Below are 23,497 nucleotides of genomic sequence, written 5' to 3' on the forward strand. Positions count from 1 at the left end.
GATAAGTTGTTCTTTTTTAAGAACTATTTGATTTTAAAATAATTGACAGTCATTCAAATTTAATGTTAACTGTATTTATAAATAAGTTAACATTAGGGGTGACAATTGTGACAATAAATAGTAAAACGATTGAAAAATCATTTTATACATATGAAGAATTAGCAGAGAAAAATAAAGCTTACGTATGGCACCCATTTACACAAATGAAAGATTATTTAGAAGAAGATCCTGTCATTATTGAACGTGGAGAGGGAAGAAAGCTATACGATGTAAATGGTAATGAATATTGGGATGGTGTTTCATCTATATGGTTAAATGTTCACGGACATCAAGTACCGGAATTAGATGGAGCAATTCGTGAGCAATTAAATAAAATTGCTCATTCTACTATGTTAGGACTTGCTAACGTTCCATCTATTTTATTAGCAGAAAAAATTATTGAGGTTGTACCAGATGGATTGAAGAAGGTATTCTATTCTGATTCAGGTTCTACCGCTGTTGAAATTGCAATTAAGATGGCTTTCCAATATTGGCAGCATAAAGGGAAACGAAAGAAACAAAGATTCGTTACATTAAAAGAAGCATATCACGGTGATACAATTGGAGCTGTTTCGGTAGGAGCAATAGACTTGTTTCACCAAGTGTATAGTTCGCTCTTATTTGATGCGATTAAAATGCCGTATCCATATACATATCGTTCTCCTTACGGAAATAATAAGGAGGAAATTGTAAAAAGCCATTTAGAAGAAATGGAAGAATTGTTGAAAGAAAAGCATGAAGAAGTAGCTGCCATCATTGTAGAGCCATTAATGCAAGGTGCTGGCGGGATGATTACAATGCCAAAAGGATATTTAAAAGGACTGCGCGATTTATGTACTAAGTACAATGTATTATTTATTACAGATGAGGTAGCGACTGGATTTGGGCGTACAGGGAAAATGTTTGCTTGTGAACATGAAAATGTGACGCCAGACATTTTAACTGCTGGGAAAGGTTTAACAGGTGGATATTTACCAATTGCAGTTACGGTAACGACAGATGAAATATATAATGCCTTCTTAGGAGAATATGAAGAACAAAAAACATTTTTCCATGGACATAGCTACACAGGCAATCCGTTAGGGTGTGCCGTAGCAATCGCGAATCTAGAACTATATGAAAAAACAAATTTAATAGAAGAAGTGGCACGTAAAACGGATTATGTGGCAGCGCAATTAGAAAAGCTCTTTGCTTATAAACATGTAGGTGATATTCGTCAGTGCGGATTAATGGTTGGTATTGAGCTTGTGAAGAATAAGGAAACGAAAGAAGCGTTTGACTGGACAGAGAGAGTCGGTGTCCAAGTATGTAAACGCTCAAGAGAGCTGGGTATGATTTTACGACCGCTAGGTAACACGATTGTATTTATGCCGCCACTTGCTTCTACTTTTGAAGAGATTGATGATATGTTACGCATTTTATATAAGGCAATCTCGGATGTTACGGAGGGAGAATAATGAGTGGTTTTTTCATAACAGCAACCGATACTGAAGTTGGAAAAACAGTAGTTGCAGGTGCTATAGCAGGTGTATTTAGAGAATTAGGATATAACGTAGGTGTGTATAAACCGTTACAAAGTGGGCATGTTGCATCAAATCCTGAGGGAGATGCGGCAAGGTTAAAAGCATTATCAGGTGTACCGACACAAGAAAATGAAATTTGCCCTTATTCTATTGAAGAACCACTTGCTCCGAGACTTGCCATGAAAAGAGCTGGAAGAGTAGTAAAGTTAAAAGAAATTACTGATTGCTATAATGAACTATTAAAAGAGTTTAATAGCTTATTTGTAGAAGGAGCAGGTGGGCTTGCTGTTCCATATACAGAAGATGCTTTAGTAATTGATTTTGCAAAAGAATTACAGTTGCCTCTTATTGTAGTAGCTCGTCCTACATTAGGAACAGTAAATCATACAGTGTTAACGATTGCTTACGCAAAGGCGCATGGCTTAACCGTAGCGGGTGTCATTTTATCAGGTTGCAAAGAATGTGAAATGGAAAGAGTGCAAGAAAATAAAGAGATGATTGAAGAGCTGAGCGGGGTATCAGTTTTAGGATTATTACCATTCTTTGAAGGTGAGTTTACGAAAGAAGAAGTATTAGAATCTGCAAAAGAACATATTATGATTTCAAAATTAGAGGAGTTTATCCAAAATGAATCAAACGTGGCGGGCGCACCTTCAATCTAAATTACAACAATTACATGAGCAAGGGCAGTATCGTGATTTGCATGTAACAGAGAAGGTAGAAGAGACTTGGCTTATTCGAGATAAAAAAAGGATGTTAAATTTAGCGTCAAATAATTATTTAGGGTTAGCTGGAGATGAAAGGTTAAAAGAAGCTGCTATTGCCTGTACAAAAAGATATGGAACTGGAGCGACTGCCTCTCGTCTCGTTGTAGGAAATCATCCATTATATGAAGAGGTTGAGAGAAGCATATGTGACTGGAAAGGTACTGAAAGAGCTTTAATTGTAAATAGTGGGTATACGGCAAATATAGGTGTCATATCTTCTTTAGCCTCTCGGCACGATATTGTTTTTAGTGATAAGTTAAATCACGCAAGTATTGTTGATGGAATCATATTAAGCGGGGCAGAGCATAAAAGATATCGTCATAATGATTTGGATCATTTAGAGAAGCTGTTGAAAACAGCGTCACCTGAAAAAAGGAAATTAATCGTAACAGATACCGTTTTTAGTATGGATGGTGATACTGCGTATTTGAGAGATTTAGTACAGCTGAAAGAGAAATACGGGGCAATCATTATAGTCGATGAAGCACATGCGAGTGGAATATATGGAATCGGCGGAGCTGGGTTATCTCATATAGAAAAAAATCTTTCTCAAAAAATTGATATACATATGGGGACGTTTAGCAAGGCTTTAGGGTGTTATGGTGCGTATTTGACAGGTGATGAAATTTATATAGAGTATTTACAAAATATGATGAGAAGCTTTATTTTTACTACAGCTTTACCACCAAGTACGTTAGGAGCTGTGCAAAAAGCAATTGAAATTGTAAAAGAAGATAACGAAAGAAGAGAGAACCTTATAGCAAACGGAGAATACTTCAGAACTAAATTAAGGGATGCTGGTTTTGATATTGGGAATAGTTCAACTCATATTGTACCGATTGTAGTCGGTTCAAATGAACATGCTTTACGGTTTAGTAAAAGGTTGCAAGAGGCAGGGATTGCGGCTATTGCAATTCGTCCGCCAACTGTGCCGGTTCATAGTTCTCGAATTCGCTTTGCAGTTACATCGCAACATACAATAGCTGATTTAAAATGGGCTATTGACCGAATTATTCACATTGCGAAAGAAGAGGAGCTTTTCGTATGAATGAGCTAAAGATTATTTTTATCCCCGGATGGGGAATGGAAGAGAATATTTGGGATTTAGTACTTCCGTATTTTAAAGGATATTCTGTTCAATGCATAGATTGGCGTAATGTGAAAGAACGAAGTGAATTTGCGGAACGAATTATAGATGTAGCGCATAATGACAACGTAATATTGGTTGGATGGTCACTAGGAGCGTTAGCAGCAGTTGAAGCTTATAAAAAGATTCAGGCAAAAGGCATCGTATTAATTGGTGGTACTGCTAAATTTACAAATACGAGCGATTACAGTAACGGATGGAATGCTTTGCATGTAGAACGGTTGAAAAGGAATTTGGCGAGAAGGAAAGAAGATACGCTCAAGCGGTTTTATGAAAATATGTTTACGAAAGATGAGCTAAAAGAGAATAAAAACTTTGAAGACATTGTAGACCGTTTTAAAGGTGATTCTATTCAGTCTTTACAACTAGGTTTGGATTATTTAATAGAAACAGATATGAGAGAAGAACTAAAAGAAATTAAAGTACCTATACTACTTATTCACGGAGAACAGGATGTAATATGCCCATTGTCTGCGGCACGTAGTATGACGGAAAATAGCAGCAGCGAGCTGAAAGTAGTAAGTGAAGCAGGGCATGCATTATGTGTGACGAATTTTGAATATTGCGCAAATGAGATAATTCAATTTGTAGAGGGGATACGACATGATCAACAAAACGTTACTACAAAAACGGTTTAATGGGGCAGCCGTATCTTACGATCGATATGCAAATGTACAAAAAAAGATGGCACATTCATTACTTTCAATCTTAAAGGAACGATATAGTGAAACGGCATCAATACGTATTTTAGAACTGGGATGCGGGACGGGGTATGTAACAGAGCAATTATCACAGTTATTTCCGAAAGCACATATTACAGCAGTTGATTTTGCTGAAAGTATGATTGCGATTGCGCAAACTAGACAAAATGTAAAAAATGTAACGTTTCACTGTGAAGATATTGAGCGATTACGATTAGAAGAATCATATGATGTCATTATTTCAAATGCTACATTTCAATGGTTAAATAATTTACAACAAGTGTTAAGAAATTTATTTCAACATTTGTCTATAGATGGGATATTACTCTTTTCAACGTTTGGACATGAAACGTTTCAAGAATTGCATGCTTCGTTCCAACGTGCGAAAGAAGAAAGAAATATAAAAAATGAAACATCGATTGGTCAACGTTTTTATTCAAAAGATCAGTTGCTTCATATATGTAAGATAGAAACAGGGGATGTGCATGTTTCTGAAACATGTTACATAGAGAGTTTTACAGAAGTTAAGGAGTTTCTGCATTCTATTCGAAAAGTAGGAGCAACTAATAGCAATGAAGGATCATATTGTCAAAGTCCCTCACTCTTTCGTGCGATGCTACGCATATACGAAAGAGACTTCACGGGAAATGAAGGGATAATGGCAACGTATCATGCTTTATTTATACATATAACAAAAGAGGGGAAGAGATGAAATGAAACAAGTACAAACAAAAAGGGATTGGAAAAAACTTGCATACGACGTAGTGGAAGAGAAGATGATTACGAAAGAAGATGCAATAGCGATATTAGAAGCTGATGATACCGAAGTTTTAGAAATTATGAATGCGGCTTACATTATTCGCCATCATCACTTTGGTAAGAAAGTAAAATTGAATATGATTATTAATACGAAATCTGGATTATGTCCTGAAGATTGTGGATATTGCTCACAGTCTATTATTTCAGAAGCACCGATTGATAAATATGCATGGTTAACGCAGGAGAAGATTGTAGAAGGGGCACATGAAGCAATACGCCGTAAAGCAGGTACATATTGTATTGTAGCGTCTGGTCGTCGTCCGACGGATAAAGAGGTAAATCACGTAATTGGAGCAGTTAAGGAAATTCGTGAAACGACAGACTTGAAGATTTGTTGTTGTTTAGGTTTCTTAAATGAAGATCAAGCAGGACGTTTAGCGGAAGCAGGCGTGCATCGTTATAACCACAACTTAAATACACATGCAAATAATTACGATAGTATTTGTTCAACTCATACGTATGATGATCGTGTTGATACAGTTCAAAAAGCAAAACAAGCGGGCATTTCCCCATGCTCGGGAGCGATTTTTGGCATGGGAGAAACAATTGAAGAGCGTGCTGAAATTGCATTTGAATTACAACGTATAGATGCAGATTCTATCCCTTGTAATTTCCTTGTTGCTGTAAAGGGGACACCTCTTGAAGGACAAAAAGAGTTAACTCCAGTAGAATGTTTAAAAGTACTGGCAATGATGCGTTTTGTAAACCCAACAAAAGAAATTCGTATTTCAGGAGGACGTGAAATCAATTTACGTTCTGTACAGCCAATCGGTTTATTTGCAGCAAACTCTATTTTTGTCGGGGACTACTTAACGACAGCTGGACAAGAGCCGACTGCGGACTGGGGTATGATTGCAGATTTAGGATTTGAGATTGAAGAATGTGCATTATAAGATAGATGAAAAAGCAAACTTGTAAAAGGGTTTGCTTTTTTTGTAAATAAAATGTAATAAATAGTTGTGAACGCTTGATATTATTGGTTTTTAAGCGAAAAAAAGAATTTTTGTGGACGAATTTTCCAAGCCCTAGTTGTACATAGTAAATATGTAATTTATATTGGGTTGGAGGATTTTACATGTACAAATACATATTAGCGATTATGACTTGTTTAATTTTAATAAAAGCAATAAGTTCTGATCCAGTTAAGGCTGCTGAAAATCCTGAACAAAAAGAAATGCAACAAAGAATCGAACAACACTTTCGAACGAAAGCTGAACATTTTGGATTGAAAACGGAAGGAAAAGATTTAAAGGAAGTTAGAAAAGAAATTACTATTATAGAAGAAGCGAAAAAAAGAGAGAATGTATGGAGAACGGCACAAGCTCTTCATATAAAAACAGAAGGAAAAACGATGAATGAATTAATAAAAGATGTACAAAAAAAGGTGAAAAAATAAAAAGAGGCCGCAGCCTCTTTTTTTATGCCCATTGTTTTGATAAGTGAGCCATTTCAATTGCAGCAACAGCTGATTCATATCCTTTATTACCAGCTTTCGTACCTGCGCGTTCAATCGCTTGTTCAATTGTTTCTGTCGTTAATACGCCGAAAATAACTGGGATGTCCATTTGTAGTGATAAAGACGCAACACCTTTTGCTACTTCATTACAAACGTAATCGTAGTGAGTTGTAGCACCTCGGATTACAGTACCTAATGTAATAACAGCATCATACTTTCCGCTACTAGCCATCTTTTTAGCGATTAAAGGAATTTCAAATGCACCAGGAACCCAAGCAACATCAATATCATTTTCTTCTACACCGTGACGCTTTAATCCGTCTAAAGCGCCGCCAAGTAACTTACTTGTAATAAATTCGTTAAAACGTCCAACAACAACTCCAACTTTTAATCCTGTACCAACTAAATGACCTTCGAATACCATAATAAATCTCTCCTTTAATTATAAGTTTAGTAAGTGTCCTAATTTGTTTACTTTCGTTTGTAAATACGATTTATTCTCTTCTTTTGCTGGCATTTGCAACGGTACACGCTCGACTACTTCTAAATCGTAACCTTGTAAGCCAGCAATTTTTCTTGGGTTATTCGTTAATAATCGTAAACTCTGTAAACCTAAATCTTTTAATATTTGAGCACCGATACCGTAATCACGAAGATCAGCAGGGAAGCCGAGTTTTTCATTTGCTTCTACAGTATCGAATCCTTCTTCTTGTAATTTATAAGCACGAAGCTTATTAAGAAGCCCAATGCCTCTTCCTTCTTGCCTCATATAAAGAAGAACACCTTTTCCTTCACGCTCAATTTGAGCAAGTGCTGCATGGAGTTGTGGTCCGCAATCGCAGCGATGTGAACCGAATACATCTCCTGTTAAGCATTCAGAATGAACACGTACAAGTACCGGTTCACCTGTTGAAATATCACCTTTTACAAGTGCGATATGTTCTTTCGTATCTAATGAGTTAGAATAGCCAATTGCGTGGAAAGTACCGAAATCTGTAGGTAATGTAATTTCCACTTCTCTCGTCACAAGTGTTTCATGATGGCGGCGGTAAGCAATTAAATCTTCTATTGTAATCATTTTTATATCAAATTGTTTTGCGCATTCTATTAAATCAGGTACACGTGCCATCGTGCCGTCCTCATTTATAATCTCGCAAATAACTCCAGCTGGTTCGGCACCGCATAGCTTTGCTAAATCAACAGCAGCTTCTGTATGACCTGCACGACGCAGGACACCGCCTTCTTTCGCAATTAATGGAAAGATATGTCCAGGTCGATTGAAATCAGCACCTTTTGATGCGGGGTTTAACAATTCTTGTATCGTAGTTGCACGTTCGTGAGCGCTAATCCCTGTTGTTGTAGAAACATGGTCAATGCTCACTGTAAACGCAGTATGATGTGAATCTGTATTATGAGATACCATTGGTTCTAATTGTAGACGTTCTGCGTACCCTGCTGTAATCGGTACACAAACGAGACCACGGCCATGTGTAATCATAAAATTAATTGTTTCTGGTGTAATGTACTCTGCTAAAGCAATAAAATCGCCTTCATTTTCTCGGTTTTCATCATCACATACGATAACGACTTTACCTTGTTTTAAATCTTCTAGAGCTTCTTCAATACGATGAAACATTGTTCTTCCCCCTTATAGAAATCCGTTTTCTTGTAAAAAGCTTTCAGTCATTGAACCTATTCGTTTTGTAGGTTTAGTAATAAAGCGTTCGATATATTTACCAATCATGTCACACTCAATGTTTACGATATCTCCGGCATTTTTTGCTCCAATGACAGATTCGCTTATTGTGTGCGGGATGAGTGAAATCGTTATGGAAGATTCGTCTATATCAAATATCGTTAAACTCGTTCCATCAACAGCAATGGACCCTTTCTGCAAACAATAGCGCAGTAGTTCATCAGAAATTGCTATTTTGTAATAGACGGCATTGTAATGTTGTTTTTTATTTAAAATCGTTCCGATTCCATCAATATGTCCTGAAACGAAATGTCCACCGAATCGTCCGTTTGCAGCCATTGCGCGCTCTAAATTTACTTTAGAGTGCGGTTTAAGCATGCGAAGTGATGTCGACTGCATCGTTTCAGGCATTGCATCAACTGTAAATGAAGTAGTTGTAAAGCTTGTTACAGTTAAGCAAATACCGTTAACCGCGATACTATCACCTAAGTGAACATCTGATAAAATTTTTTTTGCATGAATCGTTAATTTCATCGCTTCTCCGCTTTGTTGCATGTTTGCTATCGTTCCTAATTCTTCTACAATTCCTGTAAACATTCCGTCACCTCGTTTCGGGCATTCGCAACAATTTTTATATCATCACCAATTTGTTTCATCTCTTGAATTTTCAAAGAAAGCGCATCTTGTAATTTTGAAAAACCATTTCCTCCAAATAAAGTAGGAGCATCTTTCCCACCAATTAATTTCGGGCTTATATAGGTTACAATTTCATTAAAATTGTTTGTTTTTAAGAAACTTGCATGAATCGATTGGCCACCTTCAACGAATAGAGAAAGAATTTGTTTTTCTCCAAGAAAGGAAAGAAGGTCCTCGATTTCTATATGCTTCGTTTCCATTTGGAATATAGCTATATTTTTAGATTCATAAGAAGATATCTTCTCTTTCTTTACATCCTTACCGACAATAATCCATGTCGGTGCTAAACCATCTGTTATAACATGAGAAGATGGTGGCGTTCGTAAATGGGTATCTAAAACAACACGAATAGGATGTTTCCCACCATTTGGAATTCTTGTTGTTAAATGAGGATTATCAGCTATAACTGTATTCACTCCAACAAGAATTGCATCATGTGTATGGCGATATTGGTGAACATCAGCACGTGCTTCTTCACCTGTAATCCACTTACTTTCACCAGTTACAGTTGCTGTTTTTCCATCTAAACTCATCGCTGTTTTGATTGTTACAAAAGGGCGCTTCGTTTTCATGTAGTGAAAAAAGTAGCGATTTAATAAAACTGCTTCTGCTTCAAGAACACCGGTAGTTACTTCAATTCTAGCTTCCTCTAATCTTCTTTTTCCGTTACCAGAAACGAGCGGATTACAATCGAGAGTAGCAATTACAACACGCTTAACTCCTTTTTCGATAAGCAATTCACAACAAGGTGGTGTTTTTCCAAAGTGGCTACACGGTTCCAGTGTTACATAAACGGTAGCGTCTTTGGCGTTCTGACCAGCCATTTGAAGGGCATGAACTTCTGCGTGTTCTTCACCAGCTCGTAAATGAGCCCCCATACCAACGATGTTTCCATCTTTTACAACAACAGCACCAACCATAGGATTTGGACTTGTTTGTCCTGATGTCCCTTCTGCTAACTGCAGGGCAATCCTCATATATTCTTGATCTGTCATTTTCTTCACCTCTCCTAAAAAAATCAAAAAACCCCAAGGATTTAATATCCTTGGGGTTTGGGAGACGTGATTTCTAGAAATATAGTTTGAATACGAAAGCATAGGAAAGAAACCTAACGATAATTGATATTTCTGCATAAGGAAAAAACCTAGCAAAATATCGAATTTTTAAACGCTAGTTGTCTCTTTTTATTTCAGTATAAAAAATAAGTATAGAAAATTAAACATATATAAAGAATCAAAATGAATCTTTAAAAATATGCATACTGAAATAAAAGTGTATTCACTATATAAAAAACTAGAAACATATCCTTCTCCCATCCAGACTATACTGTCGGCCCTAGAGTTTCACTAGATCCACCGTTTTCGAGTTGAAAACGGGTCACGGACTTAGAAGTTTTCACTTCATCACCGCCGGTTGGGAATTTCACCCGACCCCGAAGGATGCTGTTTGCTCAAATTATAGCACAAAAAAAATAAAAGGCTAGTAAAAAATATTTGAATGTGAAGAATTGTGTGAAAATATATGCAGGCTGGAATGGAAATAAAAGTATTAGAAATGTTGTAAGGAGAAGGGATATAACGGAGTTGCTAAAAAGAAAAAACATGCACAAAAAAATGTGCATGTCACATGTAAAATTATTCTGCCTCTGGTGCTCTAACAACAGACTCGAATTTACCTTTATGCGAAGCGTCGCAATAAGGCATATTTTTTGATAAACCACAACGGCATAAAGAAAATGCCGGTTTTGCTGGGAATACATTCCCTTGTGAGTCGACTAATTCCACGTCCCCTGTAACGCGAAAAGAGCCATTATCATTTACTTTAATTTGTACTTTTGCCAACGTTATCCCTCCTTCCCAAACGCTTAATTTCATCATATAATCAAGGGAAGTGCTTGACAATATAAAAAGAGCACTTTGTTTGAGAAAGAAGAGAGTGTTATAATAGTTTTCATAATTGACTAGAGTAAGGTGACGAGAGATGGATAAACAATTACATACATTACGAAACATTGCAAATGAGCGCACGTGGGCATCATTTTTGAATGATAATCATCCATATAGTTTGTTACATTGGTCCATTGCAGGTGTAGGGCAAGAGGCAAAGGATGTTTGGTTACTTCAAGATGAAGTAACATTTCAAACGACAGAATTCCCAACGTTAGATGATGCAATGCAATGGATTTCTGAAAATATGGAACAAGTTACAGACGTTTTAGCGCAATAAAAAACAGGCTTATGCAAGCCTGTTTTTTGTTTCTTTCACATATGTGTTTAAAAATTGATCGACGGCTGCTTCGTACTCTTCTTTATTTTCGTTATAAGAGCAAGCGTGTGCACCGTGTTCTGCAATATAAAGCTGCTTATTATTTTCTTTCGCTTCATATAACGCTTTTGTCATATCAGCTAAAATATAGTCGTCATCTTTACTATGAATAAAGAGAACGGGATTGTTAATGTTTTTTATACAGTCGATTGGTGAAACTTCACGAATTGTATAACCGTCACGAACTTTCAAAAATGCGTTTGCTAAAGGTAATAAAGGCCATTTTGGTAAATGGAATTCAACCTTTAAACGGTGCTGTAATTGTCCGTGAAAATCAGAGAAAGGACAATCTGCAATATAGAAATCAGCACCATCTTCTACAAGTCCTGCGTATTGAAGAAGTGTTGCAGCTCCCATAGATTCACCATGAATACCAAGTGTAATATTGGTGCCAAAACGGTTTTTTAGCCAGTCAACTACGGATTTTAAATCATGTTTTTCATAGTATCCATAGCTTGTTGTTTTTCCGCCAGTTTTACCATGACGACGATGATCGTAAATGAGGACGTTATATCCCCTTTTTAAGAATAAGTTTGCATATTTTACAGAGTTTATTTTATTTACAGTTACACCGTGGCAAAAAACCATAAACTTATTGGTGGAATGACCGGCAGGAATGTAATATCCGTGAAGGTCGTATCCGAATTGTGAAGGGATATGAATTTCTTCTTTATGAAGAGCATCAAAATCCTCTATACGAAAATGTTTTTTCGTTTCTCTTTCGAGTACTTCTTCCTCTGTTTTTTTCTTTAAGTACATCACTTTATTTGTAAAGAAAATCCCAAGGGCAGTTATTGCACCTAGTATAGTAAACAATGCTGCAAAAAAACGTTTCATACTTTACCTCATCCTCCAAATACCGTTACATGTGATACACTTATATTGTATCACAATGATATAAAAGGGGAGAAATAGGAAATGCTGCATATACAAAAAATTACGCCAGCGATGAAAGAAACAATCCGAATGTTCATGTGTGAGAACTGGGGAAGTTCATTGATGGTTTCACGTGGTAAGGGACATCAGTTAGAAGAGTTGCCAGGATTTGTTGCGCTCTCAGATGACAGAATAATCGGAATTATAACGTATGAAGTGACCGGAAATATGTGCGAAATTGTATCGCTAGATAGCTTTGAAGAAAGAAAAGGAATAGGGACGAAACTTGTGGATTGTGTATTACAAGTTGCAGAAGAAGAACGGTGCAGACAGGTTTGGCTTATTACAACAAATGATAATATGAATGCGTTACGATTTTACCAAAAACGTAATTTTGTAATGACTAATTTATATGTGAATGCGGTAGAGGAGGCACGAAAAATAAAGAAAGAAATTCCACGTATTGGATATGATAATATCCCAATTTTACATGAAATTCAGTTGGAGTATCGTTTAGTGAAATGATGTAACAATTTTCAGAAATATGAGTTATTAATCTTGACGGATAGTGTAATTTAGGTTACCGTAAAATTGTAATCTATTACCATATTAAGGGGTGACGATGTGGCAACTATACGTGATGTTGCAAAATTGGCAGGTGTTTCAGTCGCAACCGTTTCACGAGTTATTAATGAAAAAGGATACGTTCATGAGGACACAGTAAAACAAGTAAAGGGAGCAATTGAAGAATTACGTTATAGGCCAAACAGTGCAGCGAAGCCACTATTTAAAGAGAGTTCAACGATAATTGCATTACTTGTAGATAATTTATGTAACCAATCAAACATCACTTTGCTACATTGTATTGAGGAAATAGCATATAAAGAAGGCTATCAAATCATTATTTGTAATATAGAGAATAAAGATAGATACATACATATGCTGAAGCAAAATAACATTGCAGGTGTTATTTTGACGAGAGCAGTTTTTAAAAGTGTAGGAGAAATTCCATTTCCGTTTGTTGTGATCGATGAGCAACAATCACATGGAAATTATTATGAAAGTGGACAGAGAGCTGTTTCTTTATTAAAAGAGAAAGGGTGTCACTTTCTTGCATATTTCGGTGAGGGAGAAGAAAGTGAAGAAATGGAAGATCATATAGCAGGGTTTTTAGACGCTGTTTGGGATGAAGGAATCTCTTATCGAGAAGAATGTGTACAAGGGTATACAAATAAACAATTTATTACATTATTGCAAAACAATCCGTATATAGATGGAATTGTAGCCTCAAGTGATCAGATTGCTATTGAGTTAATTCGGTCAGCGAGATTTCTAAATATACATATACCAGATAAATTAAAAATTGTTGGACCGAATGGGAGTATAGAGTGTGAATGGATAGGTTCATCACTACCGACAATTGAAAGCTATGTCAAAGATAACGGAAAAGTAGCTTTTCAACAATTAAAAGGAAAAATAAAAAAGTAAAAGGTGCGTTTTATACGCACCTTTTTATAATGTAATTGCGGCAATAAAGCCAAATATAAGTAACGGTATATTGTAATGTAGAAAAGTGGGTACACATGTATCCCATATATGATGGTGCTGACCATCAGCATTTAAACCGGATGTTGGTCCAAGGGTACTATCCGATGCTGGAGATCCTGCGTCACCTAGTGCTCCGGCTGTACCGATAATTGCAATTGTGGCCATTGGACTAAATCCAAGCTGAATGCAAAGAGGTACAAAAATGGTTGTTAAGATAGGGATGGTTGAAAAGGATGAACCAATTCCCATCGTAACGAGAAGTCCAATAACGAGCATAAGAAATGCAGCGAGTGGTTTGTTATTTCCAATTATATGTGCACTCGTTTGCACTAGAGATTCAACATGTCCTGTTTTTCGAAGAACAGCGCCGAATCCAGCGGCAGCAATCATAACAAAGCCAATAAAGGACATCATACGCATTCCGCTTGTTAATATCGCATCTGCTTCTTTAAGTGGTAGACTGCCACTAACTGATAAGACGATAATACCTGCTAAAGCACCGAAAATCATTGATTCTGTTGTTAATTGAACAGTTAATGTAGCAATGATAGATAATAAACCGAAAGTAATGCTACGTTTTGTATAGGGAACGATTTCATTTTCGGTAGTATGAATTTGTTCTGTTTCATACGTACGAGGTTTTCGGTACGTAATAAATACCGCTACACATAATCCAATAATCATACCAATTGCTGGAATAGTCATTGCTTTTGGAATAAGTGTGACATCAAATGTAAGGCCGCTTTGCGCAGCGTTGGTTTGTAATACGTCATGATAAATTTTTCCGAATCCTGCAGGGATCCACATATAAGGAGTAATCAATCCAAATGTAATAATACATGTGACAAGTCTGCGATCCACTTTCAGCTCATTTAATACTTTTAAAAGTGCTGGAATTAAGATGGGGATGAAAGCAATGTGAACAGGAATCACATTTTGTGAGAAACAAGCCATCGTTAAAATAATGAATAAAATAAGTATTTTAGAATAAACTTGTTTTTTCGTGTCTTGTTCATTGCCAATCCATTTTAATGAAGTTTGAATCATAGCATCTGGAAGTCCTGTTTTGGAAAGGGAAATAGCGAAACCACCAAGCATTGCATAACTTAAAGCGATTGGAGCACTGTTTCCAAGACCAGTTGTAAAAGTGTTAATCGTTTCTGAAATACCGAGTCCGCCGATAAGTCCGCCTGTTAAAGCTCCAACAATGATGGCGACAATGACCTGGACACGTAACAAACTAAGCAATAGCATAATTGCTACTGCGACGAGTACAGCGTTCATAATAAATGTAATCTCCCTAAATTTTTATTCTGTTAAGACAAGTAAATATGAAACATTTTGCTATGTTTATACATGCTTGCGACATATTATTATAAAATGTTTTCTATGAAATGTAAAAGAGCCTTTTGTTACTAATGCTGAAAAGCTAGCTCTTGTTTAATTGATTGTAAAGAATTAGCGAATAATTCTGGTTCTTCTAAATCAGGAGAATGTGCTGAATTTGGGAACCAAATCATCTTTTTTATAGGCGCTTCAATAATATCGCAATATTCCTGAACGAGTGCATAAGGAGTTTGATAATCATAGCGACCAGAACAAAAATAAACTGGAATAGATAAACTTGAAATAGAAGAAAAGAAATCGATTGTCAGCATTTCTTCCCATAAAACACCAGATTTTAAATTTCCTGCGAGAAACTTGAACCAATCTAATAGCGTATATTCAGGAGAAAAGAAACCTTTTCGTATGAAAGAAAAGGAAGATCCGTTTTGGATTGCGCCTCCAAATGTGCCAAGCCACTTTCTTTGAATAATGAGACGTCTCGTATCTAAAAATGGTGGTTTGCCTAATTTTAAAAGGGAAGCTAATGCTTTTTTATGATCATGTTTTTTTGCAGAATGAATTAAATGTTGATATAGCAATTCTTCATTTTGTTTCATATGTACAATTTGCCCAATACCGATGTAAGCCTCGATATACTTTGGATATTGATGTGCTATGTTAAGCCCAATAATACTTCCCCAAGAATGACCAGCGAGAAATAGTTTTTGTTTGTTGAACCTTTTAAGTACATATTGAATCACTTCTTTTGCATCGGAAACGAATTGTTCGATTGTGAAATTTGCTCCGAAATCTTTCATTGAAAAGGATTTACCAGCCCCGCGCTGATCCCAATTAATAACAATAAATTGCTTCTCTAATTCTTTTTGAAAATGGCGAATAAATCCGATTTGTGCCATCCCAGGTCCGCCGTGACAGCATAATAAAATAGGTTGCTCTACGTTTTGTCCACGCATAAGGAGAGTTTGTTTTCGATTATTAATCATAACGCTTTCTATCGTAGCGATACTATTAGGAATAAGTTGTTTGTTTTCGTTATAGAACTGAGGGGTGTAGCTACGAAAAAGCATATTGAAAACCTCCTTTTGTGAAATCGTATGAATCGCACAGGCTATTCATTTTGCATATACTGTTAGAAAATCATTGTAACATACCATACTAGTGTCATTTCAACACGGGAGGAGGGAAATTGTGACGATTGGAGAAATTATAGATGGTTTAAATAGACGTGAATCCATCGCTATTATAGCAAAACGTCTTGAAATAAGCCCGTATACATTATCGAAGAAATTAAGATTGATTGGATACGAATATGATGGAGAGCAGAAGAAACGTATTTTTGTAGGAGATGGAGAAGAACCACGTCACTTACAACTCCAAGAAGCGACCGCCCTTCAATATGAGAAAACAGATTATCAATTATTAATTTATGAGCAATTACAAAGCATTTATGAGTTATTAAGAAAAAGAGAAGAAGTAATTGCACCAATTGTGAGTAAAAGTACAGAGAAAAAGAGACGGACCTTTTCTATTAATACAGAAATATTAGCAAGATTGGACCTTATATCAGAATCGAAAGGAATTCAAAAATCTAAACTTGTAGAAGAGGCGTTGCAACAATTTTTACAGCAATATGAAGTTGACAAAACATCACATTTTGATAACTAAAGAAAAGGATACTGTGTTCATTAGAAGAACGAGTATCCTTTTTATGATGTATATTACGTATAAAATAGAGGATCAGTACAAATCCTTTATGCGTGAAAAATGAAATTTATTATTAGAGAAACACTTAATTTACTTTTTGAATTCTTCCATCAATAACTGGCTGAATTGGTTCTTTTAATTGTTTTACGTAATTGACTAACGCTTCAAAGTCGTTTGGCCCAGTTTCTGCATTTTTACCATTTTTAAATGATACGAATCCATCACCGCCAGAAGCTAAGAAGGCATTTGCAACTACGCTATACGTTGTAGATGGAGATAATTCTTCTCCGTTTGTTAAACGTATATTTGTAACTTTTTCACCGTTTGGTTTATTTGCATCCCACGTATATTGAATACCTGAAATTTGAAGCATTCTTGTTGTTCCTTTTTGCCATTGCTGATTTAAAATATCGCGAATGTCTTGACCTGTTAAATTTACTTTAATCAATTGATTTCCAAAAGGTTGAATGCCGTATAACTCACCCCACGTAATATCACCAGCATCTAAGTCATTACGAATGCCACCAGGATTCATGAGGGAGATTTGAGTTTGCATCGTTTGACGCTGAGCATCGGCAACTAAATTTCCAAGAGTGGACTCACCAGCATCATTTTGTTTACGGTCGATAGGTGCTGTAGATTTTCCGACCACTTCATTTACAAGTGGTGCGATTTTTTCTTTATATTGATCTAGTTTTTTCTTTACTTGTTTATCAGGTTCTACACCTTCATGATACGTTGTAACAACTTCAGCTTTTTTCTTTACAATATCCTTTGTTTTCCGATCAATTGTTACATCGACGTCTGAGAAAGCCATTCCATATGAATTTGCTTGGACAATTAGTTTATTATTTACTGTACCATTTACATACGTATGACTATGTCCACCGAAGATAACATCAACTTCTGGGTCTGTTTCATTTGCAATTCGAGTAAGGTCGCCATTTGTTACCCCAGACTCATCGGTTGTTCCACCGACATGAGCAAGAACGACGATAGATTTAACGCCGAGGCGTTTTAATTGTTGTGTTGATTTATTAATTGCTTCTACTTCATCAGTAATTTGTACATTGTTAAGCATCGTAGGCATAACAACATTTGGTGTATCAGTTGTAACAACCCCAATGAATCCTACAGGAACACCATCTACCATTTTTACAGTAAATGGTGGTAAAAATAAGCGGCCAGTTGATTTGTTATAGAAATTAGCAGCTACATAGGGGAAGTTAGCCCCTTTGAAATTTCCTGTTTTTTCATGATATCCACCGTAAATGAGGCGTTTCATTTCATCAATGCCTTCATCAAATTCATGGTTCCCGATTGTACCGACATCAAATTTTAAGTCATTTAAAAATTCAATCGTCGGTTCATCTTGTAATAATGCTGAAACTGGTGGACTAGCTCCGACGATATCACCAGCATGTACGAGAAGTGTATTAGGGTTTTGTTTTTTATGTTCTTTTAAATAAGTAGCTAAGTAATCAGCGCCACCAGCTTCTTTATTATTGATTTTTTTAACAGTATCTAGTTGTCCATGGAGATCATTAATACCAAGCATTTGTAAGTCTATGTAGCGGTTTTGTTCAGCTGGATTCTGAGATGGGGGAGCGGCAAATACGCTTGAAAAAGTAATGGTGCTTAAAACAGCAACGGCAGGAATAATTTTTTTCCACATAATATAATTCTCCTTTTTTATAATCTGACATCATACGACATAATTTTAATAGATTCATAGGATTATAGCTACATAAAAATTTAGTCTTTTCGAAAAATTAACATATTTACAAAAAGTGAATAATAGAGTAAAGACCCTTTTTTATTGTCGATTTCATTGTGTATCTACTATAATGGAGAAAAAAGTAAAAGGTGAGTAGCATGAAGAAAAAGAAACAAAGACAAATGCAAAGACAATCACAAGTGAATCAACCAAAGAAAGAAACACTTACATTAGGCGATCAATTAAATGATTCACTCATGCAACAATTAAAGAGTAAGAAGAAAGAGTTGCAAGTGAGGGAAGAGGAAAAAGAGGCAGCTGAACTGGAAAGAAAGCGCCAAGAACAAAAAGAACGTGAAAAGAATAAATCATTTGAAGAACTGCTAAGTGAAAGTAACCTTACTTGGAAAGACTTTAAATAATAAAAAAATGATCAGTGAAATACCACTGATCATTTTTTGACGAGCTTGTAAGAAAAGGGGAGTTAGAATGAGAAAAATTGTCGTTGTTCCACATGAAAACCATTGGAGTGAAAAATTTCAAATGGAGGCTAAAAGATTAAAATCAGCGATGCCAGAAACGGTAAAAATTCATCATATTGGAAGTACGTCAGTTCCCGGACTGGCAGCTAAACCTATTATTGATATGATCATGGAAGTAGAAAATATCGAAAGAGTAGATGGGTGGAATGAACGATTTATAGAGCTTGGTTACATCGTAAAAGGGGAAAATGGTATTTCAAGACGCCGATATTTTATTCATGGAACTGAAGAAAAACGCTCGTATCATTTACACGTGTTTGAAAAAGGAAATCCAGAGATAGTAAGGCATTTAGCATTTCGTGATTATATGATGGCTCATTGTGAAGAAGCAGAGGCATATGCAACCTTAAAGAAAGAATTAGCCGAAAAGTATACATATGATGGCGCGTTATATACGGAAGGAAAAAATGAGTTTGTGCGCAATGTGGATGAAAAAGCGAAAGAATGGAGAAAAAATAACGTGAATGAATGAGTTCACGCTATTTTTTGGCTATATAAAAGTGTTATGTAAACTGTACGTATGTTTTGACTTTTGGGATGAATCTTGTTGAAATAAAATTGTGGCTTATAAAAAATGTAACAATGAAAGGGAGACGACTGTGCATATTCCAACAACTACACTTCATAATGGCGTGAAAATGCCGATGATTGGTCTAGGCGTATATAAAGCGAAAGAAGGAGACGAAGTAAAGCAAGCAGTAAAAACAGCGTTAGAGGTTGGATACCGTTCGATTGATACAGCAACTGTATATGAAAATGAAAGCGGTGTCGGAGAGGCGATACGTGAATCAGGAATTCCAAGGGAAGATATATTTATTACAACAAAAGTATGGAACGACGATCAAGGATATGAGGAGACACTCGAGGCGTTTGAAAAGAGTTTGAAAAAATTACAAATGGACTATGTAGATTTATATTTAATACATTGGCCGGTAAGAGGGAAGTATGTTGATACGTACCGAGCTTTAGAGAAATTGTATGAAGAAGGTAAAGTGCGTGCGATTGGTGTTTCTAATTTTCATAAACATCATTTAGAACTATTATTACCAAATTGCAAAGTGAAGCCGATGGTAAACCAAGTGGAACTTCATCCGATGTTGACGCAATTTGAGTTGCGAAATTATTGTCAAGATGAGCAAATTCAAATGGAAGCATGGAGTCCGTTAATGAGGGGCGGAGAAGTATTCCAGCATCCAATCATTCAGGCTATTGCTAACAAATATGAAAAAACACCTGCACAAGTTATATTAAGGTGGGATATTCAAAGCGGGATTGTTACAATTCCTAAATCTGTTACACCATCTCGTATTAAAGAAAACTTTACTATTTCTGATTTTGCACTAACTGAAGAAGAGATACGTCAAATTAACACGTTGAATCGTGATTTACATGTAGGAACGAATCCTGATAAATATGATACGTTATAAAAAAGACTGTCTCCTAATACTGGAGACAGTCTTCTGTTTTATCGGTAATTCGATATTTTTAACGATGCAAAGCATATGTGTCATATTTAACAATCTTTTGAAGTTGTATATATTCTTCTTTCGTTAAAGGTAACTGTTGACTAGCTCGTATATTTTCCTGTAATTGTTGAAGAGAGCTTGCACCAGGTATAACAGCTGCAACAGTCTTATTATGTAAGCAATATTGAATAGCTGTTCCTGTTAAAGAGCGTTCTCCAATCATTTCTTTTACACTTGCTAGAGTTGCATGTAATTCATCGTAAGAATAAGAGAGATAATCCTTTTCCTTTACTCTTTCTATCTTTCTTGCATTATTGTCAGTTAAAATTCCTTTTGCAAGTGGCCCGCGGGCAATGACGCTAATTTGGTGTTCATTTAGAAGGGGGAACCATTCTTCTGGACGACGATTTAAAAGGTTATATTCCATTAGTACACTAACGATGTTTGAGCGTTTTGCATATTCACGAACGACATTTGGGCGTATAGAAGAAATACCGTAATGGCGAATAATCCCTTCCTTTTTCAATTCTTCAAAAGCTTCAATTGTTTCATCTATTGGATCTTCAATTGTTCCGCCATGAAGTTGGTAAAGGTCAATATAATCAGTTTGAAGTCTACGTAAACTTTCCTTTACTTCAGTCTTTATGTAAGCTTTAGAAGGATCCCAAGACCAGCCATTTTTTTCTTCTGTCCAACGATTTCCAACCTTCGTTGTAAGTACAATTTGGTCTCTTCTTCCCTTCAAGGCTTTTCCAACAAATTCTTCATTTAATCCGTAATCATATAAATCTGCTGTATCAAAAAAATTAATTCCTAAATCGATCGCTTCATCGATAATATGCATAGCTTCTGTTTCAGATGTACCGAGAGACATACAGCCAAGGCCCATTTCTGTAACAAACAAATCTGAGTTTCCTAATTGACGTTTTTTCATAGGTCAACCTCCTTACCTTTATTGTACGAGAGGGAAAAGAGGTTGACAAACGTTTACTTTCCGCTTCGCATTAACTGCCCGTAAAAGCATGATTAATGTTTCACTTTATTTGCTGTAATCCACTCTTGTACAGTTGTATACTCTTTGCTATATTGCTTTAGCTTATGGCGAATTTGCCATGCTTTTCCGACTAAAGTGACGCGATTTGGTAAAATATAAACTTTCATTTCTATCACGCTCCTTTCAATGTGGTAAAATGTATGAGGAAAGAATAGGAAATAGAACAGGGAGATGAAGTAGTATGAGTAATCTTGCAGAGAGAACAGTAAAAACTGAGCCAATTTTTGATGGTAGAGTTATAAAAGTTCGTGTTGATGATGTAGTATTACCAAATGGAGCAATGAGTAAACGTGAAATTGTAAATCACCCTGGTGCAGTTGCTATTATTGCTATTACTGATGAGGGGAAAATTGTGCTTGTTGAGCAGTATCGTAAAGCACTTGAAAAGGCGATTATAGAAATTCCGGCTGGCAAGTTAGAACCTGGTGAAAAACCTGAGGTAACAGCAGTTCGTGAATTAGAAGAGGAAACAGGATATGTATGTGAAAATATGGAGCTCATTACTTCTTTCTATACATCTCCAGGATTCGCAGATGAAATTTTATATGTATATAAAGCGACAGGTTTGACAAGAAAAGAAAATAAAGCTGAGTTAGATGAAGATGAGTTTGTGGAATTAATGGAAGTATCGTTAGAAGAAGCGATTACTCTTATGAAAGATCTTCGTATTCATGATGCGAAGACGATGTTTGCAGTACAATATTTACAACTACAAAAATAAACACTCGCCAAAGGCGAGTGTTTTTTAATTGATTTTTGCATATACACGTGCATCACGTAAGCTACCATCTGGTGCTAGGAAATCATTTTCCATTGTCCCTTCTAGAATGAATTCTAGACGTTCTGCTAAGCTACATGCATTTATATTTGTTGCATCAGTACGAATTTCAATTCTTCTAGCGCCTAGTTTATCAAAGGCGAACTGAATTGCACCTTTAACAGCTTCGGTCATATAGCCTTGTTTTGTATAGGCACTATGTAGCCAGAAGTGAAGTGAAAACTTTGGAATATCCCAGTTTTCAGGCTTTAGTGTAATTGCTCCGATGAATGTACCAGATACTTTATCGTATAAGTGAAAATCAAGTGTTTCACGAAGTAAAAACTGTCCGTGAGCTTCGCGAACAATTTCTTCAGCACTCTCTTCTGTTTCAGCGTTAATTGGTATCCACGGTACTAAGTCTTCTAGAGAAGCTTGGATTGCTTCATATACTTCTGCACCATCACCTGGAAATGGTTTACGAACTTGCAAGCGTTCAGTTTGAAATAATGTTGGAAAATCTAATAATAATGGTTTCAAGAGAAATCCCTCCTATTCTCTACTTTTTAGTTTAGCAAAGTAGAGCGGAATTTCAATGTTAATTCGTCATACTTTTTTCTTTCTTTCATACATTTTTAATAAGAGTGTGAACGGAGGGAAGAAAAATGTGGCGAAAAAATTGGCAAGACCGTGTAATGTCTCACATACAGGAAAACTCTTCATTATATATATTTAACGCTGTTTTATTATTGATGGGAGTAATATTCGGAGCCATTCTCGTGAATAGTTTACAAATCAATCAAAAACAAGATTTATCATTTTATTTACAACGTTTTTTTGGACAAGTCTCTAAAGGAGAATTTGCCATTGCGGGCGAAATGTTTCGAGAAAGTTACTTTTCGCAATTAAAATACATCGGATTTATTTGGATTTTAGGAATTTCAATTATTGGATTACCACTTATTTTTATTTTATTATTTGTAAAAGGAGTTGTCGTTGGATTTACAGTTGGTTTTTTAGTAAGTCAGCATGGATGGAATGGACTATTATTAGCATTTGTATCTGTTTTGCCACAAAATTTAATTATCATTCCAGTCTTTCTCGTTATGACAACCATTGCTGCAAGTTTTTCTTTACGGATGATTAGGCATCAATTTATTAGAAAAATAACCGAGCCACTATTACCATTATTAATCCGTTATACATGCTTCTTTCTCGTAATTGGAGTGGTGTTAGCACTTGCTTCTAGTGTGGAGGCTTACGCATCACCAGTTTTAATGAAAGAAGTCGTTGAGGCTATTAATAAAAAATAAATAC

General features: G+C 35.9%; 28 protein-coding genes and 1 riboswitch. Of the genes, 16 read left to right on the forward strand and 12 right to left on the reverse strand.

All coding sequences use genetic code 11. From position 1 onward, the window contains the following. Positions 1–62 precede the first annotated feature (62 nt). The 7 genes from bioA (at position 63) to MKY38_RS01415 (ending at position 6,392) form a co-directional block, all read left to right on the forward strand. Positions 63–1,496 carry an adenosylmethionine--8-amino-7-oxononanoate transaminase gene (gene bioA, locus MKY38_RS01385; protein WP_065222897.1) on the forward strand — a complete coding sequence of 478 codons (1,434 nt, stop codon included), beginning with the start codon at positions 63–65 and terminating at the stop codon, positions 1,494–1,496. After that, the gene (gene bioD / locus MKY38_RS01390) at positions 1,496–2,224 is read left to right on the forward strand and encodes a dethiobiotin synthase (protein ID WP_065222898.1); all 729 of its coding nucleotides are present in this window, start codon (positions 1,496–1,498) and stop codon (positions 2,222–2,224) included. Before bioA ends, bioD begins: the two co-directional genes overlap by 1 nt. After that, the gene (gene bioF / locus MKY38_RS01395; RefSeq protein ID WP_065222899.1) at positions 2,190–3,377 is read left to right on the forward strand and encodes an 8-amino-7-oxononanoate synthase; all 1,188 of its coding nucleotides are present in this window, start codon (positions 2,190–2,192) and stop codon (positions 3,375–3,377) included. Before bioD ends, bioF begins: the two co-directional genes overlap by 35 nt. Continuing rightward, positions 3,374–4,114 carry an alpha/beta fold hydrolase gene (locus MKY38_RS01400; RefSeq protein WP_001004172.1) on the forward strand — a complete coding sequence of 247 codons (741 nt, stop codon included), beginning with the start codon at positions 3,374–3,376 and terminating at the stop codon, positions 4,112–4,114. The genes bioF and MKY38_RS01400 overlap by 4 nt, the downstream gene beginning before the upstream one ends. Next, the gene (bioC, locus tag MKY38_RS01405; RefSeq protein ID WP_065222901.1) at positions 4,080–4,889 is read left to right on the forward strand and encodes a malonyl-ACP O-methyltransferase BioC; all 810 of its coding nucleotides are present in this window, start codon (positions 4,080–4,082) and stop codon (positions 4,887–4,889) included. Before MKY38_RS01400 ends, bioC begins: the two co-directional genes overlap by 35 nt. A gap of 1 nt (position 4,890) precedes the next feature. Further along, positions 4,891–5,889: a biotin synthase gene (gene bioB, locus MKY38_RS01410; protein ID WP_000815856.1), complete on the forward strand. Its 999-nt coding sequence runs from the start codon at positions 4,891–4,893 to the stop codon at positions 5,887–5,889. 182 nt (positions 5,890–6,071) lie between these two features. Continuing rightward, positions 6,072–6,392, forward strand: coding sequence for a hypothetical protein (locus tag MKY38_RS01415; RefSeq protein ID WP_000280032.1), 321 nt, complete (start codon positions 6,072–6,074; stop codon positions 6,390–6,392). Between the two features lie 22 nt (positions 6,393–6,414). On the opposite strand, the gene ribH is transcribed toward MKY38_RS01415, so the two are convergent. The 5 genes from ribH to MKY38_RS01440 form a co-directional block, all read right to left on the reverse strand. After that, positions 6,415–6,876 (reverse strand): 6,7-dimethyl-8-ribityllumazine synthase, encoded by a 462-nt coding sequence (ribH, locus tag MKY38_RS01420; RefSeq protein ID WP_000230895.1) that lies wholly within the window; start codon positions 6,874–6,876, stop codon positions 6,415–6,417. A gap of 18 nt (positions 6,877–6,894) precedes the next feature. Then, positions 6,895–8,088, reverse strand: a complete 1,194-nt coding sequence (gene ribBA / locus MKY38_RS01425; RefSeq protein WP_000468983.1) for a bifunctional 3,4-dihydroxy-2-butanone 4-phosphate synthase/GTP cyclohydrolase II — start codon at positions 8,086–8,088, stop codon at positions 6,895–6,897. Positions 8,089–8,100: 12 nt separating this feature from the next. Next, positions 8,101–8,745, reverse strand: coding sequence for a riboflavin synthase subunit alpha (gene ribE, locus MKY38_RS01430; protein ID WP_065222902.1), 645 nt, complete (start codon positions 8,743–8,745; stop codon positions 8,101–8,103). Further along, positions 8,727–9,839, reverse strand: coding sequence for a bifunctional diaminohydroxyphosphoribosylaminopyrimidine deaminase/5-amino-6-(5-phosphoribosylamino)uracil reductase RibD (gene ribD, locus MKY38_RS01435; protein ID WP_029443258.1), 1,113 nt, complete (start codon positions 9,837–9,839; stop codon positions 8,727–8,729). The genes ribE and ribD overlap by 19 nt, the downstream gene beginning before the upstream one ends. Before the next feature lie 305 nt (positions 9,840–10,144). Beyond that, a riboswitch (FMN riboswitch) is annotated at positions 10,145–10,288 on the reverse strand. 190 nt (positions 10,289–10,478) lie between these two features. Next, positions 10,479–10,685 (reverse strand): CDGSH iron-sulfur domain-containing protein, encoded by a 207-nt coding sequence (locus tag MKY38_RS01440; protein WP_001151582.1) that lies wholly within the window; start codon positions 10,683–10,685, stop codon positions 10,479–10,481. Positions 10,686–10,824: 139 nt separating this feature from the next. Between MKY38_RS01440 and MKY38_RS01445 the strand changes: the two genes are divergently transcribed. Further along, on the forward strand, positions 10,825–11,070 hold the full coding sequence (locus MKY38_RS01445; RefSeq protein WP_000360793.1) for a DUF2552 family protein: 246 nt from the start codon (positions 10,825–10,827) through the stop codon (positions 11,068–11,070). Between the two features lie 9 nt (positions 11,071–11,079). Here MKY38_RS01445 and MKY38_RS01450 read toward each other — a convergent pair whose 3' ends face one another. Then, entirely contained in the window at positions 11,080–12,006 is a 927-nt protein-coding gene (locus tag MKY38_RS01450) for an alpha/beta hydrolase (protein ID WP_000819234.1), read from the reverse strand. An 81-nt stretch (positions 12,007–12,087) separates the two neighbouring features. On the opposite strand from MKY38_RS01450, the gene MKY38_RS01455 reads away from it, so the two are divergent. Together MKY38_RS01455 and MKY38_RS01460 are read left to right on the forward strand one after the other, a co-directional pair. Then, positions 12,088–12,570: a GNAT family N-acetyltransferase gene (locus MKY38_RS01455; RefSeq protein WP_000902437.1), complete on the forward strand. Its 483-nt coding sequence runs from the start codon at positions 12,088–12,090 to the stop codon at positions 12,568–12,570. Positions 12,571–12,669: 99 nt separating this feature from the next. Next, positions 12,670–13,533, forward strand: coding sequence for a LacI family DNA-binding transcriptional regulator (locus tag MKY38_RS01460; RefSeq protein WP_065222903.1), 864 nt, complete (start codon positions 12,670–12,672; stop codon positions 13,531–13,533). Between the two features lie 24 nt (positions 13,534–13,557). On the opposite strand, the gene MKY38_RS01465 is transcribed toward MKY38_RS01460, so the two are convergent. After that, a complete protein-coding gene (locus tag MKY38_RS01465; RefSeq protein WP_065222904.1) occupies positions 13,558–14,877 on the reverse strand; it encodes a Na+/H+ antiporter family protein in 1,320 nt (439 codons plus the stop codon). A gap of 131 nt (positions 14,878–15,008) precedes the next feature. Then, positions 15,009–16,007, reverse strand: a complete 999-nt coding sequence (locus tag MKY38_RS01470; RefSeq protein ID WP_000898973.1) for an alpha/beta fold hydrolase — start codon at positions 16,005–16,007, stop codon at positions 15,009–15,011. A gap of 121 nt (positions 16,008–16,128) precedes the next feature. Here MKY38_RS01470 and MKY38_RS01475 point away from each other — a divergent pair, with 121 nt between their 5' ends. Further along, positions 16,129–16,605 carry a ribbon-helix-helix domain-containing protein gene (locus MKY38_RS01475; protein ID WP_000151931.1) on the forward strand — a complete coding sequence of 159 codons (477 nt, stop codon included), beginning with the start codon at positions 16,129–16,131 and terminating at the stop codon, positions 16,603–16,605. A gap of 124 nt (positions 16,606–16,729) precedes the next feature. Here MKY38_RS01475 and MKY38_RS01480 read toward each other — a convergent pair whose 3' ends face one another. After that, positions 16,730–18,319, reverse strand: coding sequence for a bifunctional metallophosphatase/5'-nucleotidase (locus tag MKY38_RS01480; protein ID WP_065222905.1), 1,590 nt, complete (start codon positions 18,317–18,319; stop codon positions 16,730–16,732). Positions 18,320–18,519: 200 nt separating this feature from the next. Here MKY38_RS01480 and MKY38_RS01485 point away from each other — a divergent pair, with 200 nt between their 5' ends. From MKY38_RS01485 to MKY38_RS01495, 3 genes are all read left to right on the forward strand, one after another. After that, positions 18,520–18,783: a YqkE family protein gene (locus tag MKY38_RS01485; protein WP_000727561.1), complete on the forward strand. Its 264-nt coding sequence runs from the start codon at positions 18,520–18,522 to the stop codon at positions 18,781–18,783. Between the two features lie 67 nt (positions 18,784–18,850). Continuing rightward, on the forward strand, positions 18,851–19,375 hold the full coding sequence (locus tag MKY38_RS01490) for a GrpB family protein (RefSeq protein WP_001227186.1): 525 nt from the start codon (positions 18,851–18,853) through the stop codon (positions 19,373–19,375). A gap of 127 nt (positions 19,376–19,502) precedes the next feature. Next, on the forward strand, positions 19,503–20,330 hold the full coding sequence (locus MKY38_RS01495) for an aldo/keto reductase (protein ID WP_000547993.1): 828 nt from the start codon (positions 19,503–19,505) through the stop codon (positions 20,328–20,330). 58 nt (positions 20,331–20,388) lie between these two features. Here MKY38_RS01495 and MKY38_RS01500 read toward each other — a convergent pair whose 3' ends face one another. Both MKY38_RS01500 and mciZ read right to left on the reverse strand, forming a co-directional pair. Next, a complete protein-coding gene (locus tag MKY38_RS01500) occupies positions 20,389–21,303 on the reverse strand; it encodes an aldo/keto reductase (protein ID WP_000747210.1) in 915 nt (304 codons plus the stop codon). A 92-nt stretch (positions 21,304–21,395) separates the two neighbouring features. Further along, complete coding sequence (mciZ, locus tag MKY38_RS01505; protein WP_000870302.1) at positions 21,396–21,530, reverse strand: Z-ring formation inhibitor MciZ; 135 nt, start codon at positions 21,528–21,530, stop codon at positions 21,396–21,398. 74 nt (positions 21,531–21,604) lie between these two features. Between mciZ and MKY38_RS01510 the strand changes: the two genes are divergently transcribed. Continuing rightward, positions 21,605–22,144 carry an NUDIX hydrolase gene (locus MKY38_RS01510; protein ID WP_000067042.1) on the forward strand — a complete coding sequence of 180 codons (540 nt, stop codon included), beginning with the start codon at positions 21,605–21,607 and terminating at the stop codon, positions 22,142–22,144. Positions 22,145–22,168: 24 nt separating this feature from the next. On the opposite strand, the gene MKY38_RS01515 is transcribed toward MKY38_RS01510, so the two are convergent. Next, positions 22,169–22,720 (reverse strand): GNAT family N-acetyltransferase, encoded by a 552-nt coding sequence (locus MKY38_RS01515; RefSeq protein WP_000803479.1) that lies wholly within the window; start codon positions 22,718–22,720, stop codon positions 22,169–22,171. Positions 22,721–22,875: 155 nt separating this feature from the next. Here MKY38_RS01515 and spoIIM point away from each other — a divergent pair, with 155 nt between their 5' ends. Beyond that, a complete protein-coding gene (gene spoIIM / locus MKY38_RS01520) occupies positions 22,876–23,493 on the forward strand; it encodes a stage II sporulation protein M (RefSeq protein WP_013142149.1) in 618 nt (205 codons plus the stop codon). The last annotated feature ends 4 nt before the right edge of the window (positions 23,494–23,497 follow it).

It is taken from the genome of Bacillus sp. FSL R5-0585 (assembly GCF_038004545.1).
GTDB classification, from domain to species: Bacteria; Bacillota; Bacilli; order Bacillales; family Bacillaceae_G; genus Bacillus_A; species Bacillus_A cereus.